The 15,445-nt window shown below is 71.0% G+C and carries 15 protein-coding genes; 11 read left to right on the forward strand and 4 right to left on the reverse strand.

All coding sequences use genetic code 11. The features are described from left to right. The first annotated feature begins 157 nt into the window (after positions 1 to 157). The 10 genes from ADK86_RS16185 (at position 158) to ADK86_RS16230 (ending at position 12,135) form a co-directional block, all read left to right on the forward strand. Entirely contained in the window at positions 158 to 1,666 is a 1,509-nt protein-coding gene (locus ADK86_RS16185) for an aldehyde dehydrogenase family protein (protein WP_053697209.1), read from the forward strand. Positions 1,667 to 1,724: 58 nt separating this feature from the next. After that, on the forward strand, positions 1,725 to 3,269 hold the full coding sequence (locus tag ADK86_RS16190) for a GMC family oxidoreductase (RefSeq protein ID WP_053697210.1): 1,545 nt from the start codon (positions 1,725 to 1,727) through the stop codon (positions 3,267 to 3,269). Then, on the forward strand, positions 3,266 to 4,387 hold the full coding sequence (locus ADK86_RS16195; RefSeq protein WP_053697211.1) for a quaternary amine ABC transporter ATP-binding protein: 1,122 nt from the start codon (positions 3,266 to 3,268) through the stop codon (positions 4,385 to 4,387). Before ADK86_RS16190 ends, ADK86_RS16195 begins: the two co-directional genes overlap by 4 nt. Continuing rightward, positions 4,387 to 4,647, forward strand: a complete 261-nt coding sequence (locus tag ADK86_RS16200) for a hypothetical protein (protein ID WP_053697212.1) — start codon at positions 4,387 to 4,389, stop codon at positions 4,645 to 4,647. Before ADK86_RS16195 ends, ADK86_RS16200 begins: the two co-directional genes overlap by 1 nt. Further along, positions 4,644 to 6,635 carry an ABC transporter permease gene (locus tag ADK86_RS16205; protein ID WP_053697213.1) on the forward strand — a complete coding sequence of 664 codons (1,992 nt, stop codon included), beginning with the start codon at positions 4,644 to 4,646 and terminating at the stop codon, positions 6,633 to 6,635. Before ADK86_RS16200 ends, ADK86_RS16205 begins: the two co-directional genes overlap by 4 nt. A gap of 2 nt (positions 6,636 to 6,637) precedes the next feature. Then, the gene (locus ADK86_RS16210) at positions 6,638 to 7,630 is read left to right on the forward strand and encodes an ABC transporter substrate-binding protein (protein ID WP_053697214.1); all 993 of its coding nucleotides are present in this window, start codon (positions 6,638 to 6,640) and stop codon (positions 7,628 to 7,630) included. A gap of 144 nt (positions 7,631 to 7,774) precedes the next feature. Continuing rightward, positions 7,775 to 9,442, forward strand: a complete 1,668-nt coding sequence (locus tag ADK86_RS16215) for a sensor histidine kinase (protein WP_053697215.1) — start codon at positions 7,775 to 7,777, stop codon at positions 9,440 to 9,442. A gap of 82 nt (positions 9,443 to 9,524) precedes the next feature. Next, positions 9,525 to 10,010 (forward strand): hypothetical protein, encoded by a 486-nt coding sequence (locus ADK86_RS16220; protein WP_053697216.1) that lies wholly within the window; start codon positions 9,525 to 9,527, stop codon positions 10,008 to 10,010. A gap of 84 nt (positions 10,011 to 10,094) precedes the next feature. After that, positions 10,095 to 10,781 carry a response regulator gene (locus tag ADK86_RS16225; protein WP_053697217.1) on the forward strand — a complete coding sequence of 229 codons (687 nt, stop codon included), beginning with the start codon at positions 10,095 to 10,097 and terminating at the stop codon, positions 10,779 to 10,781. Positions 10,782 to 10,965: 184 nt separating this feature from the next. Next, a complete protein-coding gene (locus ADK86_RS16230) occupies positions 10,966 to 12,135 on the forward strand; it encodes a trypsin-like serine peptidase (RefSeq protein ID WP_107088490.1) in 1,170 nt (389 codons plus the stop codon). Between the two features lie 71 nt (positions 12,136 to 12,206). Here ADK86_RS16230 and ADK86_RS16235 read toward each other — a convergent pair whose 3' ends face one another. Genes ADK86_RS16235 through ADK86_RS16245 form a run of 3 tightly spaced genes read right to left on the reverse strand, consistent with a single transcriptional unit; the run spans position 12,207 to position 13,477 of the window. After that, entirely contained in the window at positions 12,207 to 12,407 is a 201-nt protein-coding gene (locus ADK86_RS16235; protein WP_053697219.1) for a DUF397 domain-containing protein, read from the reverse strand. Positions 12,408 to 12,449: 42 nt separating this feature from the next. Further along, complete coding sequence (locus tag ADK86_RS16240) at positions 12,450 to 12,650, reverse strand: DUF397 domain-containing protein (RefSeq protein ID WP_053697220.1); 201 nt, start codon at positions 12,648 to 12,650, stop codon at positions 12,450 to 12,452. After that, complete coding sequence (locus ADK86_RS16245) at positions 12,647 to 13,477, reverse strand: helix-turn-helix domain-containing protein (protein WP_053697238.1); 831 nt, start codon at positions 13,475 to 13,477, stop codon at positions 12,647 to 12,649. Before ADK86_RS16245 ends, ADK86_RS16240 begins: the two co-directional genes overlap by 4 nt. A 104-nt stretch (positions 13,478 to 13,581) precedes the next feature. Here ADK86_RS16245 and ADK86_RS16250 point away from each other — a divergent pair, with 104 nt between their 5' ends. After that, positions 13,582 to 13,950 carry a hypothetical protein gene (locus tag ADK86_RS16250; protein WP_234345888.1) on the forward strand — a complete coding sequence of 123 codons (369 nt, stop codon included), beginning with the start codon at positions 13,582 to 13,584 and terminating at the stop codon, positions 13,948 to 13,950. 7 nt (positions 13,951 to 13,957) lie between these two features. Here the strand turns inward: ADK86_RS16250 and ADK86_RS16255 are convergent, their stop codons facing one another. Then, a complete protein-coding gene (locus ADK86_RS16255; RefSeq protein WP_053697222.1) occupies positions 13,958 to 15,397 on the reverse strand; it encodes a PLP-dependent aminotransferase family protein in 1,440 nt (479 codons plus the stop codon). Between the last annotated feature and the right edge of the window lie 48 nt (positions 15,398 to 15,445).

Genomic DNA, 15,445 nt, shown 5'->3' on the forward strand with positions numbered 1-15,445 from the left:
GCATCGGCCCCCGCAAACATGCAATCCGGGGGCCGTAAGAGTGAGTCGGGTCACTTTCCTCGGAAGTTTCGGCATAGGTAAAGGGGTTCCGGGGAGGGGTCCCCGTTGCTGGTGTGAACCAGTGGCAACAATCCGGAAGTCGAAAGGCAGATCAGACGTGTCGGCAAGCGAGACGATTCACGTAGACGGGGTGTGGCGCGCCGCCGCAACAGGCGCCACGCGGGAGATCCTGGACCCCGCCGATGCGAAGACGCTCGAAGTCGTCGCCGAGGGCGGCGCCGAGGACGCCGACGCGGCGGTCGAGGCCGCGCGCCGTGCCTTCGACGGCGGGGCCGGGCGGTGGCCCCGTACGCCGGTCGCCGAGCGGGCCGCCCTGCTGCGCCGCGTCGCCGACCTGCTCCAGCGGGACCGCGAGGAGATCGCCCTCATAGAGAGCCGGGACACCGGCAAGACCCTCGAAGAGGGCCGGGTCGACGTGGACGACGTCACCAACGCCTTCCGGTACTTCGCCGATCTGGTGATGAACGAGAGCGGCGGGCGTGTCGTGGACGCCGGGAGCCCGGACGTGCACAGCGTCGTCGTGCACGAGCCGGTCGGCGTCTGCGCGATGATCACGCCGTGGAACTACCCGCTGCTCCAGGCAAGTTGGAAGGTCGCCCCGGCGCTCGCCGCGGGCAACACCTTTGTGATCAAGCCGAGTGAGGTCACTCCGCTCTCGACGGTGCATCTCGTCAAGCTGCTGGTCGAGGCCGGGCTGCCGGCCGGCGTCGCCAACATCGTCACCGGCGCGGGCGTCCCGGTCGGCCAGCGGCTGGCCGAGCACCCGGACGTGGACCTGTTCTCCTTCACCGGTGGCCTGGTCAGCGGTACGAAGGCCGGTGCGGCGGCGGTCGCGGGCGCCAAGAAGATCGCGCTGGAGCTGGGCGGCAAGAACCCGAACGTCGTCTTCGCCGACTCCTGCGCCACCGACGAGGGCTTCGACACCGCCGTCGATCAGGCGCTGAACGCCGCCTTCGCGCACAGCGGCCAGGTCTGCTCGGCCGGCGCCCGCCTGATCATCGAGGAGTCGGTGCGGGACCGTTTCGTCGCCGAACTGGCCCGCCGCGCCGAGAAGATCAAGCTGGGTCGCGGCACCGCCGAGGGCGTCGAGTGCGGCCCGCTCGTCTCGCAGCAGCAGCTGGAGAAGGTCGAGGCGTACGTGGCGTCCGCTCTCCAGGAGGGCGCGCAGCTGCGGTGTGGCGGACGCCGTCCCGAGCCCAGCGATGTCCGCCCGGCCACCGGCTACTTCTACAGCCCGACCGTCCTGGACGGCTGCCACCGCGACATGAAGGTGATCCGCGAGGAGACCTTCGGGCCGATCCTGACCGTGGAGACGTTCACGACCGAGGACGAGGCCGTCGCGCTGGCCAACGACACCGAGTACGGCCTGGCCGGCGCCGTCTGGTCGGCGGACACCGCCCGCGCCCGGCGGGTCGCCGCGCGGCTGCGGCACGGCACGATCTGGATCAACGACTACCACCCGTACCTCCCGCAGGCCGAGTGGGGCGGCTTCGGAAAGTCCGGTATCGGCCGGGAACTGGGCCCCGCGGGTCTGGACGAGTACCGCGAGAGCAAGCACGTTTACGAGAACCTCCGGCCGGAACCGGTCCGCTGGTTCGCGGGCTGAGGGCCCGTCTGTTCACCGCACCGCGCACGCACGAACTTTGCAGAAGGAGCACCACCTCATGCCCGTGTACGACTACGTGATCGTCGGCGGTGGCACCGCCGGATCGGTGATCGCCTCCCGGCTCACCGAGGACCCGAACGTCAGTGTCGCCGTCATCGAGGGCGGCCCGTCCGACATCGACCGCGAGGACGTGCTGACGCTGCGCAAGTGGCTCGGCCTGCTCGGCGGCGAGCTGGACTACGAGTACACCACCACCGAGCAGCCCCGCGGCAACTCGCACATCCTGCACAGCCGCGCCAAGGTGCTGGGCGGCTGCTCGTCGCACAACACCCTGATCTCCTTCAAGCCGCTGCCGTCCGACTGGGACGAGTGGGAGGCGGCGGGCGCCACCGGCTGGGGCGCCAAGGACATGGACCCCTACTTCGGCAAGCTGCGCAACAACATCGTGCGGGTGGCGAAGAAGGACCAGAACCAGATCGCCACCGACTGGATCGAGGCCACCAAGAGCGCGCTGGGCGTGCCCGAGGTCGTCGGCTTCAACGACCAGCCGTTCGAGGAGGGCGTCGGGTTCTTCGACCTGTCGTACCACCCGGAGAACAACAAGCGCTCCTCCGCCTCGGTCGCCTACCTCCACCCCCACATGGAGGCCGGTGACCGCCCCAACCTCACGCTGATGCTGGAGACCTGGGCGACGAAGCTGGAGCTGGACGGCACCACCGCCAAGGGCGTCCACGTCCGGACCAAGGACGGCGAGGAGGTGTACGTCGAGGCCGCGCGCGAGGTGCTGGTGTGCGCCGGCGCGGTGGACACCCCGCGCCTGCTGATGCACTCGGGCATCGGGCCGAAGCAGGACCTCGAAGCGCTGGGCATCGAGTGCAAGGTCGATCTGCCGGGCGTCGGCGAGAACCTGATCGACCACCCGGAGTCGGTGATCGTATGGGAGACGAACGGGCCGATCCCGGGGAACTCCGCGATGGACTCCGACGCGGGCCTGTTCGTGAAGCGGGACCCGGACCACAAGGGCCCGGACCTGATGTTCCACTTCTACCAGATCCCGTTCACCGACAACCCGGAGCGGCTGGGCTACGAACGCCCCGAGCACGGCGTGTCGATGACGCCGAACATCCCCAAGTCGCGGTCGCGCGGCCGGCTGTACCTCACGTCCAAGGACCCCGAGGTCAAGCCCGCGCTCGACTTCAAGTACTTCATGGACGAGGACGACTACGACGGCAAGACCCTCGTGGACGGCATCAAGCTCGCCCGCAAGATCGCCGAGGCCGAGCCGTTCAAGAAGTGGCTCAAGCGCGAGGTCTTCCCCGGCCCGGACGTGACCGACGACGAGCAGATCAGCGAGCTGGTCCGCAAGGCGGCGCACACCGTCTACCACCCGGCGGGAACCTGCAAGATGGGCGCCAAGGACGACAGGACGGCGGTCGTCGACCCCGAGCTGAAGATCCGCGGCCTGTCCCGCATCCGGATCGCCGATGCGTCGGTCTTCCCGACGATGCCCGCCGTGAACCCGATGATCGGCGTGCTGATGGTGGGGGAGAAGGCCGCCGAACTGCTCGTCGACTCCCCGACCCGGGGAGGTGATGCCCGATGACCGCCACCGCCTCCGAAGCCGGTATACCCCGGCCCCGCAAGGCCGCCGGCACCTCGCCGGCCGAAGACCCCCGCGACGTCGTGTTCTCCGTCCGCAACCTGTGGAAGGTCTTCGGCCCCAAGGCCGAACGCATCCCGGAGGACACCGAGCTGACCGGTCTGTCCGCGCGCGAACTGCGCGAGCGGACCGGCTGCACGGCCGCCGTCCGCGACGTCAGCTTCGACGTCCACAAGGGCGAGGTCTTCGTCGTCATGGGCCTGTCGGGCTCCGGCAAGTCCACCCTGGTGCGCTGTCTGACCCGGCTCATCGAGCCGACCAGCGGCGGCCTGGACATGGACGGCGAGGACGTGCGCGCCATGGACAAGTCCACGCTGCGCGAACTGCGCCGCCGCCGCGCCGCCATGGTCTTCCAGCACTTCGGCCTGCTGCCGCACCGCTCGGTGCTCGACAACGTCGCGTACGGCCTGGAGATCCAGGGCGTACCGCGTGCCGAACGCCGCGAGCGCGCCGCCGAGATGGTGGAGAAGGTGGGCCTCGCGGGGCTGGAGAACCGCCGCCCCGGGCAGCTGTCCGGCGGCCAGCAGCAGCGCGTCGGGCTCGCCCGCGCGCTCGCCGTGGACCCCGAAGTCCTCCTCTTCGACGAGCCGTTCAGCGCGCTCGACCCGCTGATCCGGCGGGACATGCAGGAAGAAGTCGTGCGGCTGCACGAGGACGAGGGCCGCACCATGGTCTTCATCACCCACGACCTCGCCGAGGCGCTGCGCATCGGCGACCGCATCGCCCTGATGCGGGACGGAAAGATCGTTCAGCTGGGCACCCCCGAGGAGATCGTGGGCTCCCCGGCGGATGACTACGTACGCGACTTCGTCCAGGACGTGCCGCGCGAGCAGGTGCTGACCGTACGGCGCGCCATGCGCCCGGCCGAGGACGGCGAGGCCGAGACGGGGGCCGCGCTCACGCCGGACACCCTGGTCGCCGACGCCATCGAGGCCGTCGCCCGCTCCGGCGGCGCGGCCCGCGTGATGGACGGCAAGCGCTGCCTGGGCATCGTGGACAGCACCTGCCTGCTCAACGTCGTCGCCAAGATCGACGCCGGCCGGGGCGAGGTGGCTGCCTGATGTCCGCGCACACCGGTACCGCCGACGCCGCCCTGGCGGCGGCCGGCTGGCCCCCGACGCGACGGCCCGTACGGGTCGCGCCCGCCCAGGTACGGACGCTCGATCCGCCGACCGCGGCTTCGCCCCGTACCCGGCAAGTCCCCGGCGCCGGCTCCCTGTCGGTCCGGTTCCGCGCCGCCGTACGGCACCGCTGGCACGAGGCCCAGCGCGCCGCGGCGTCGCAGATACCGGCCGGCACGGTGAAGCGGGGGCGCGCATGACGGCCGCCACCCCCACCGTGAACACCGCCGCCGCGCCCGATCGGCAGGGCGCTCTCCAATCCGCCCTCCGGAGCCGCGGCCTCCGCAAGATCCTCATCCTCGCCGTCGCCGCCGCGGTCCTCGTACCGCTCGCGCACGCGAAGTGGTCCAGCGGCACCTGGCCGAGTGAGCTGACCGTCGACCTGAACGGCCCGCTCGGCCGCACCAGCGACTGGATCATCGACAACCGCGACAGCCACCCGCTGTTCGTGTACTTCCTCGGCCACCTCAGCAACGCCGTCGTCATCTCCGTACGCGCCGTCTACCAGCTCCTGCTGCTGCTCGGCTGGACGGGTGTCACCGCGGGCGTCACCCTCGTCGCCTGGCGCGTCGCGGGCGTCCGCATCGCCGCGACCGCGCTGGTCTCCTTCGCCGTCAGCGGCATCCTGGACATGTGGCTGCCGACCATGCAGACCCTCGCCCTGATGATCGTGGCCGTCGTCGCCTCGGTCGTGGTGGGCGCGCTGCTCGGTCTTGCGGGCGGTCTCTCCGAGCGGCTGTTCAAGATCCTGCGGCCGGTGCTGGACACCATGCAGGTGCTGCCCGCCTTCGCGTACCTGCTGCCCGTCGTGCTGGTCTTCGGCATCGGCGTGCCCGCCGCGCTGCTGGCCACCGTCGTGTACGCGGCTCCGCCGATGGCCCGGCTGACCGCGCTCGGCCTGCGCGGCGCCGACCCCGGCGTCCTGGAGGCGGTCACCTCGCTCGGCGCGACCGGCCGGCAGCGGCTGCTGACCGCCCGCCTGCCGCTGGCCCGCAAGGAACTGCTGCTCGGCCTCAACCAGACGATCATGATGGCGCTGTCCATGGCCGTCATCGCCTCCATGATCGGCGCCGCCGGTCTCGGTGACCGCGTCTACCAGGCGCTCGCCTCGGTGGACGTCGGCGCCGCGCTCGCCGCCGCCGTACCGATCGTGCTGCTGGCCATCGTCATGGACCGTACGACCGCCGCCGCCGGTGAGCGGATGGGCGCCGACGCGGCTCCCAGCGGCCCCAAGCTGCTGCGCGGCTGGTACGCGTGGGCCGGCGTCGCCGTCCTCACCGTGCTCGCCACCGTCGCGGGCCGGCTGGCCGGCTCCACCATCTGGCCCTCGGGCTGGACGGTGGCCATCGCCCGCCCGGTCAACGACTTCAAGGAGTGGATGGTCGACCACCTCTACTCCGGAGTCCCCGTCGTCGGCGGCACCGCCGACTGGGCCGCGCACTTCACCTCCTGGGTCCTGGACCCGCTGCGCGACGGCCTGACGGCACTGCCCTGGTGGGGCGCGCTGCTGATCGTCGCCGCGCTGGCCTGGCTGATCGGCACCTGGCGCACCGCGCTGACCGCGACGCTCGCGCTGGCCGCCATCGGCGTGCTCGGCGTGTGGAAGCCGTCCATGAACACGCTCTCCCAGGTCCTCGCCGCCCTCGCGGTGACCCTGGTGCTGGGCTTCGGCATCGGCATCCTCGCCGCGGGCAGCAAGCGCCTGGAGGCGATCCTGCGCCCGGTGCTGGACGTCATGCAGACCATGCCGCAGTTTGTGTACCTGATCCCGGTGGTCGCGCTGTTCGCCGTGGGCCGTGCCCCGGCCGCTGCCGCCGCCGTCGTGTACGCGCTGCCCGCGGTCATCCGCATCACCACCCAGGGCCTGCGCCAGGTCGACCCCGGCGCGATGGAGTCCGCCCGCTCGCTGGGCGCCACCCGCTGGCAGACGCTGCGGCAGGTACAGCTGCCGCTGGCCCGGCCCGCACTGCTGCTGGCCGTCAACCAGGGCGTCGTCCTCGTCCTCGCCGTCGTCATCATCGGCGGCCTGGTGGGCGGTGGCGCGCTCGGCTACGACGTGGTCACCGGCCTCGCGAAGGGCGACCTGGCGCTCGGCCTGGTCGCGGGCGTCGCCATCGTCTGCCTCGGCCTGATGCTGGACCGGGTGACGCAGCCGACGCAGCGCCGTACGACGGGGAAGGGAGCCTGACCATGACCCGTACCCGTACCCGTATACGCGTCGCCGGGGCCGCCGCGCTGGCGGGGGCGACACTGCTCGCCCTCTCCGGCTGCGGCAAGGCCGACATGACCAGGCAGGGCTCGCCCTTCCAGGCGGCGGGCGGCCAGCGTTCCGTGACCCTGTCCGTACAGACCTGGGTCGGCGCGCAGGCCAACGTCGCGGTCGCCAAGTACCTGCTCGAACACGAGCTGAAGTACCACGTCGACACCGTCCAGGTGGACGAGATCCCGGCGTGGGACGCGCTCAGCCAGGGCCGGGTGGACGCCATCCTGGAGGACTGGGGCCACCCGGACCAGGAGCAGCGGTACGTCAAGGACAAGAAGACGATCACGGCGGGCGGCGGCAACGGCGTCACCGGCCACATCGGGTGGTGGGTCCCCAAGTACTGGGTCGACAAGCACCCGGACGTGACCGACTGGAAGAACCTCAACAAGTACGCCGACCAGCTCCGCACCTCCGAGAGCGGCAGCAAGGGCCAGCTGATGGACGGCTCGCCGTCCTACGTCACCAACGACAAGGCGCTGGTGAAGAACCTCAAGCTGGACTACGAGGTCGTCTTCGCGGGTTCCGAGGCGGCGCAGATCACCCAGATCCAGCAGTTCGCCAAACAGAAGAAGCCGTTCCTGACGTACTGGTACGAGCCGCAGTGGCTGTTCAACCAGGTGCCGATGGTGGAGGTGAAACTCCCGAAGTACACCGACGCCTGCGCGGAAAAGGGCAAGGAGGACCCCGAGTCCATCGACTGCGCCTATCCGACGACACCGCTGCAGAAGTTCTTCAACACGGAATTCGCCCAGGGCGGCTCCGACGCCGCGGCCTTCCTGAAGAACTTCCGCTGGACGAAGGAAAGCCAGAACGAGGTCTCCGAAATGATCGCCTCGAAGGGCATGTCCGCCGACGAGGCGGGCAAGGCGTGGGTGGAGAAGCACCCGGAGGTCTGGAAGAAGTGGCTGCCGAAGAAGTAGCCGGGTGGCCGCCCCATAGGGCCGCCCTATAGACAGGGCGGAACGCCACGGGCCGGGCGGGTCTGTCTTCGGACATACCCGCCCGGCCTTTCTTCCTCCTCAGGTTCCACCGCATACGGCACCCGCGTCCGGATAATCGAGGGCATGCCCTCCACGCCGCCGACGGCCCGGCCGTACGCCACCGCTCCACCGCGCCGGCGCAAACGTCGCCTGCTGGCCGTCCTCTTCGAAATGGCCGTGGCGTTCGGTTATCTCGGTGTCGCCGGGCCCGCGATGCATTCGCCCGGCTTTTTCGCGCTGCTGCCGTCCCAGGCGAAAGTGGCCGTATGCGCCGTGGCGGCGGTGCTGCTGCCCGTCCGGCGGCGCTTCCCCGTCACCGTCCTGATGGTGCTCGCCGCGCTCGCGGGTGCCCTGCCGGTCGCCGGAATGCTGACCGCCCTCGTCGCCTACGACACGATCCGCCGCACGGACGATCCGCGCCGCCGTACCGCCGTCCTGCTCACCGCCACCGCCATCCCCGTACTCGCCGCCGTCGTCGGCACGGTCGCCACCGAGTACGAGAACTGGGTCTTCGGCCTCGCGCAGGGCGTCGTGGCCGGCAGTGTCGGCATTCTCGTGCCCGGTCTGGTCGGCAGCTCGCGCGGACAGCAGGAACGCCTGGTGGTGGCCCTGCGGGAGCGGGCCGCCGCCGCGGAGGAGGCCCGCCGGGTGATCGACAGCGCCTCCCGCGTCGAGGAGCGCACCCGTATCGCCGCCGAGATGCACGACCTGCTGGGCCACCGGCTCAGCCTGATCTCGCTGCGCAGCGGCGGCCTGGAGATGGCGCTCGCCACCCAGGCGCCCGAGCTGAAGGAGAACGCCACACAGGTCCGCGTGGCCACCCGGGACGCCATGAACGAGCTGCGCGCGGTCCTCGGCGTCCTCGGCCCGCTGAGCCGCGACACCGGTACGGAGGCGCTCACCGACGCCACCGGCACCCGCGCGGACATCGCGGCGCTGGCTGAGGAGTCCCGGGCCGCGGGCGTCCCCGTCACCGTCCGCTGGCAGGGCGCCGACCTGGACGGACTGGAGCCGCGGGTGCGGCGTGCCGTGCACCGCGTCGTCCGCGAGGCGCTGACCAACGTCCACCGGTACGCGCCCGGCGCCTCCGTCGGGCTGACCGTGGAGCACACCGCCGAACTGGTACGCGTCACCGTCCACAACGGCCCGCCCCCGGCACCCCCGGAGGCCACCACCGGGCTCGGCACCGGACGCGGTCTGACCGGTCTGCGCGAGCGGGTGGGCCTGCTCGGCGGCGAGCTGCGGACCGGACCGACCGGGGCGGGCGGCTTCCTGGTCGAGACGGTGGTGCCCGCGCACCCGGCTTCGGCCGCGGCGCCCACCGAACAGCCGAAGGCCACGTCGGCCTCCCTGGCTGCCGAGGGGCGGCGGGACCCCGCCGCGCTGCCCGGCATACTGCGTCACCTGCCCGGCGTGGCCACCGGCATCCTCGGGCTGGTCGGGGTGGGCGCGATGCTGGTGTTCGGCCTGTTGCTGGCGCAAGGGGCCCGGCCGTCCCAGGAGACGCCGCCACCGCGCGAGATCCACGTCGGCATGGCCCGGGAAGAGGTCCGGTCCTCGACCGTCCTCGACAGCGGCCTCGCCCGCGCCGCCGCCACGGGCCGCGAGCCGCCCCGGCCGAGCGGCACGGAGTGCACCTACCCGTTCACGGGCGACGATCCGGTGGACGGCCGCATGGAGATCACCCGCTACTGCTTCCGGAACGACGTACTGGCCGAGATCAAGACCTTCTGGGTACCGGCCGCGCCCTGATCCCGATTTCCGCGTAGGGATGTCCGCCGACCCCCACCCCGTATACCGTGCGGCCAGTCCGCGGAGCCCGAGGGGGAGCGACATGGCTGTCGAAGTCTGGTACGCGTACGTGAACCGCTACCTGGAATCGGTGCTGGCGGCGTGCCGCGAGGTCTACCGGCGGGAACTGCGCGCGGGCACGCACTGGGACCCCGTGCCGGGGGCCCTGGAGTGGACCCTGCCGTTCGGGATGGACGACGGCAACGGCCTGGTACGGCTGACCGTTTTCAGCGAGTACGTACCCGAGCGCTCGGAGACCTGGGCCCGCGTCGCCGTCGCCGCGGGCACCGCCGCCTTCATGGGCCCGGGCACCGGCGACGTGGCACTGCCCCGCTACACGGACTGGGGCGGCGGGATACGCGGGGTACGCGAACCGGCCGCGCCCCCGGACCCCGCACCGCGCCCGGACGCACGGCTGACCCGGGGCATGGCCGAAGCGCTGCTGGAAGGCGTCGGCGGGGTGCCGGGCTCGCTGCGCGAGGAGCCGAGCGGGGAGTACAGCTTCGGGGTGTCCATGAAGCCGGAGTGAGGTCGAAGTGAGGCCGGAGTGAGGTCCTGCGGTACGGCCGAGCCGGAACGGAGCCCGGCGGCCCGGCCCGGATACTGTGGGCCCATGAGCGATCTGCACGGTGAGCGCCCCGGCGGGCCCGTCCGCGTCCTCCTCGCCGACGACGAGGAAATGATCCGTCACGGCGTCCGGCTCATCCTGCGGCACGCCCAGGACATCGACGTCGTCGCCGAGGCCGTCAACGGCGCCGAGGCGGTCGAGCTGGCCGCCCGGCACCCGGTCGACGTGGCCCTCGTGGACATCCGCATGCCGGTCCTCGACGGCCTCGCCGCCATCGAACAGCTCGTACGGCTCGACCCCAAGCCGCAGGTCGTCATGCTCACCACGTTCGGCGACGAGGAGAACGTCACCCGCGCCCTCCAGGCGGGCGCCAGCGGCTTCCTGCTCAAGGACGAGGGCCCGCAGGAGCTGATCAGCGCCGTACGGGCGGCCGCCGCCGGGGACGCGGTCCTCTCGCCCGGCGTCACCGGGCACGTCGTACGGCGGATGCTCCAGGGCGGCGGCCGGATCGGCGCCGGGACCGCCGACGAGCGGCTGGCCGCGCTGACCGACCGGGAGCGCGAGGTGCTGGCCATGCTCGGCGAGGGCCTGTCGAACCTGGAGATCGGCCGCCGGCTGGAGATCGGCCTGGGCACGGTCAAGACCCACGTCGGTCGCATCCTCGACAAGACCGGCACGGAGAGCCGCGTACAGGCGGCGCTGCTGGCGCATCAGGCGGGGCTGACGGGCTGAGGCGCGGCGCCCGGCCCGGCCGCTCGCCGGGGCCGTACCGCCGCGACGTGATCCACGTAGCCGTAGCCGACCGCAACCCCTCACCCCTGAACCCGCGTCCTGCACAGGCATAGTAGACACGCCCCCGGCCGGGGGCAGGCCGCTCAATGCCGCTTTACCGGACGCACCAGGGGGAACCCGCTCCATGCCTGCCATACGCCGTACCGCCGCGGCCGCCGCCGCGGTGGTCACGCTGCTCACCGCCGCCACCGCCTGCGGCCCCGGCGACGACAAGGCCGCCGCCGCGCCCGGGAGTTCGGCCGCGGCCGGTGACAAGAAGGGCGAGGCGGGCCAGGACGCGGGCGGCTCCGAACTGCCCAGCGGACTGCCGTCCAACCTGGACGACATCAAGAAGTGGGAGAAGGGCGGCTGGAAGGACTGGGACCAGTGGTCCCGCAAAGCGTCCGAGTTCGCCAACCCGATCATCAAGGACCTGTGGAACCCGTCCCGGATGGCCGAGGCGAAGACCACGCCGGACGTCACCGCCCAGAGCGCCGGCACGGCCGACGGCGGCACCGACCCCGAACCGCGCCCGGTACAGGCCCGGCAGGTGGCGCGCCCGTACCACCAGCACATGGCCCCCATCGGCAAGATCATGTTCGACAGCCCGCAGGGCCCCATGGTCTGCTCCGGCACCGTCGTCGAGGACCCGGCGCACCCCGGCAAATCCAACCTCGTGTGGACCGCCGGCCACTGCGTGCACACCGGCAAGCGCGGCGGCTGGATGCGCAACATCGTCTTCGTCCCGTCCTACAACGACGAGGGCCTGCCGATGAGCCAGGTCGGCCGGGCCCCGGCGCAGGAAGTCGCGCCGTACGGGGTGTGGTGGGCGAACTGGGTCACCACGTCCGGCGAGTGGATCGACATGGGCAGCACCAAGTCCGGCAACGCCGGCTCCGCGTACGACTTCGCCGTACTCCACGTCCGCCCGGAACGGGGCGGCGGCAAGTCCCTCCAGGAAACCGTCGGCGCGGCCCTGCCGGTCTGGTTCGGCGCGCCTTCCGCCGACCGCATCAACGGCCTCCAGGCATTCGGCTACCCGGCCGCGCCCCCCTACGACGGCGCCCGCATGATGAACTGCCCCTCCCGCCCCGGCCGCCTCACGATGTCCCCCGGCACCCCCGCCATGCACCGCATCGGCTGCACGATGACCGGCGGCACCTCGGGCGGCGGCTGGTTCACCAACCGGGGCGGCCGCACGTACTTGGTCTCCAACAGCTCCATAGGCTCCTTGAACCACACGTGGTTGGCGGGGCCGCATTTGGGGGTGGAGGCTAAGCGGGTTTTTGAGGGGATCAGTCGGAAGTTCGCGTGACGGGGAGCTGACCCGCTGGGGCCCCGCCGCTTCGTTGAGGGAGCGGCGGGGCAACTGCCTGCTGGCCGAGATCAGACGGCGGCCTGCCGGGCGAACTCGACCAGTCCGGTCCAGGCGTCCGTGCTGAGCGTCAGGTGCGGGCTGTTTGGGTTCTTGGAGTCGCGGACGGGGACCACGCCGTGCGAGACGGCGAGGTTGGTGGCGACCTCTATGCAAACGCCACCGTTCTCGCTGTACGAGGACTTGAACCAACGGGGGGTTCCGATGGTCATGGGGGAGCCCTTCCGTAGCTGCCGTGGCCGGTTGGCCTAGGTTCAGACAGCGACCTGCCGGGCGAACTCGACCAGTCCGGCCCAGGCGTCCGTGCTGAGCGTCAGGTGCGGGCCGTTTGGGTTCTTGGAGTCGCGGACGGGGACCACGCCGCGCGAGGCGACGAGGTTGGTGGCGACCTCTATGCAAGCGCCGCCGTTGCTGCTGTACGAGGACTTGAACCAACGGGGGGATTCGATGGTCACGAGGTGCCCTTTCGTAACTGTTCGATGAAGGCCATAGAAGACGCTTGAGAGAGCGCCTCGACCTGCAACTGATGGTAGGCCGTCAGCATGGGTTGGACGAACCTCATGTCGCGCTCCATCCGCCCCTGCTGGGCTGACTCGGCGTACGCGACATGCGACCTGTTCGCCAGTGTCAGAAGAAGAACAGGCAGGTCGAAAGACCGCCGCTCGCCCAGCTCGAACGGGGCCACTTGGAGGACCGTGGAGGGGAGTTCGGCAAACGCGTTCAGGCGGTCAAGTTGCTCTGCCATGACACTGGTGCTTCCCACTGTTCGCCTGATGCAGCTCTCGTCCAGCACCGCGTAGACCAGTGGTGCGGGTGTCCGTTCCAGAGACGCCTGCCGCTTGGCAAGCAAGGCCAGTCGCTCTTCCGCCTGTTGCTCTGTGATTGCTCCGCGCCGGACGGCGCCCGTTGTGATTGCTGCCGCGTACTCCGGGGTCTGAAGCAAGCCAGGGACGAGCCCCACCTCAAAAAGCCTGATCTCTGCCGCGTGCACCTCAAGCGCAACGTACTCGGGAAACCCTTCCAGCAGCGCGGGCTGCCGTAGGGACCGCCCCTGGCGTTCGAGTCGATCACCAGACCCCAGCACCTTGTCTGCCCGTGACGTGAAGCGGGAAGTTGGAGGGCGGCGACCATTTTCGACCGCGGAAATGTGCGTACCGGAGTACCCCAGGCGCTCCGCCAGTTCCTCTTGTGTCCATCCGTGCTCATCCCGCAATGTCCGCAGGCGCACGCCGAAGCGCGCTTTTGGCGAGCGGTCGGGGTCCAGTTCGTTTCGGTTCAACAGCCACCACCCAACTGGTCGTTCAATAGGCGTAAGTTGAACTGATCCCGACTGTAGAGCACTCTGACTCTCCCCGGTAGTGGAATCGCTACGGAGAGGAGTCAACCTTGTCCGAACACCTCAACCGGCTGATGTGCTCATGCGGACACGACGGCGTGCTTCTTGTGCGCACCAGTGAGGGCGATGGTGCCGCCCCCGACTCCCACCGAACAGGAGGTCACCCCATGCCAACTCCCGCCCCCACGCCGACGCGCCTCGAAATCCAGATCACCGGCATCCGCAAACACGTCGCCAAATGCATCACCGAAGTCGACGGTTCGGAGTGTGGCGTCTGCTCTGCCGTGTGGGACACGCCCATGCAGACGAACAACTGGATGCGGGAACACGCGGCCGATACCGGGCACAAACTCTTCGAGAAGCGGACGGAAGAGCCCGTCAGCATCTTCTCCAGGCCCGTCAAAGCGCGCAGCCGATAAGGGCGCGCTATCCCCGCCGCTCCGGCAACGCCCGGCACAACGCCTCCAGCGCCGCGCCGAAGGCATGTTCCGGCGGGGTCGCGTAGCCGACGACCAGGCCGTGGCGGGCGGGGCCGGTCGCGTCCGGGTGGCGGTATGCGGTCAGGCCGTCCAGGGCCAGGCCCTGCCAGCGGGCCGCGCGTAGAGCGGCCTCTTCGTCCTGTTCGTCGGCCTGGGCGGGGAGTTCCAGTACGGCGTGCAGCCCGGCCGCTATGCCGCTGACCGTGATGTGCGGCGCGCTCGCCGCCAGCGCGGCCACCAGGCGGTCGCGCCGCCGCCGGTAGCGCAGTCGCATACCGCGCACATGGCGGTCGTACGCGCCGTGCTCGATGAAGTCCGCAAGGGTGAGCTGATCCGTGACCCCGGCCCACGCCTCCCGCTCGCCCTTCGCGGCCAGTACCGGTTCCACCAGGTGCTCGGGCAGCACCATCCAGCCCAGCCGCAGCGCGGGGGACAGGCTCTTGCTCACCGAACCGAGGTGGACGACGTGGTCGGGGTCGAGGCCCTGGAGGCTTCCGACGGGCTGGCGGTCGTATCTGAACTCGCCGTCGTAGTCGTCCTCCAGGATCAGACTCCCGGTGCTGCGCGCCCAGTTGATGACGGCGGCCCGGCGGTCGGGGTGGAGGGGGACGCCGGTGGGGAATTGATGCGCCGGGGTGAGGAGGGTTGCCCGTACACCCGGGAGGGACACCAACTGGGACGTGTCCGCGCCGTGTTCGTCCAGCGGTAGCGGTACGGTGCGCACCGCCGCGGCCGCCAGCAGCGACCGGTGGAATTCCAGGCCGTACGCCTCGACAGCCAGCGGTCCGCCGAGGACATGCGCCGGGCCGCCGAACAGCAGACGCAGCGCGTGCGCGAAGCCCGAGCAGATCACGATGCGGTCGGGGTCGGTGCGTACGCCCCTGGCGCGCGCCAGATAGTCGGTCAGCGCGCGCCGTAGTTCGGGGCGGCCCCGAGGGTCACCGGGGCCGAACGCGTCGTTCGGTGCCGCGGTCAGCGCGCGGCGGGCCGAGGTGAGCCACGCGGTGCGGGGGAACGAGGCGGCGTCCGGCTGGCCCTGGAGCAGGTTGTGCACGGGGCGGGCGGCCGGTGGCCGGGGTGCGGGGGAGTGGGCGGGGCGTAGCGGTTCCGCGCGCTGGGCTACGCGGGTGCCGGAGCCCTGGCGCGCGCTCAGCCAGCCCTCGGCGACCAGTTCAGCGTAGGCGTCGGCGACGGTGTTGCGGGCTATGCCCAGGTCCGCGGCGAGCGAGCGGTACGGCGGCAGCTTCGTACCGGGTGCGAGCCGTCCCGTACGTACGGCCTCACGCAGCGCCCGTATGAGCGCGGCCCGCCGGCTGCCCGGACCGCTCAGCTCCAGATGCAGGTCGGCGCCCAGAACCGTCGCGGAATTGACCCATGATTCCCCCATGAAAGTGCACCCTACAGCGGGTCGCCCGGCTGCCTAGGTTCGAGGCAT

The sequence above is a fragment of the Streptomyces sp. NRRL F-5755 genome (assembly GCF_001279365.1).
Lineage (GTDB): Bacteria > Actinomycetota > Actinomycetes > Streptomycetales > Streptomycetaceae > Streptomyces > Streptomyces rimosus.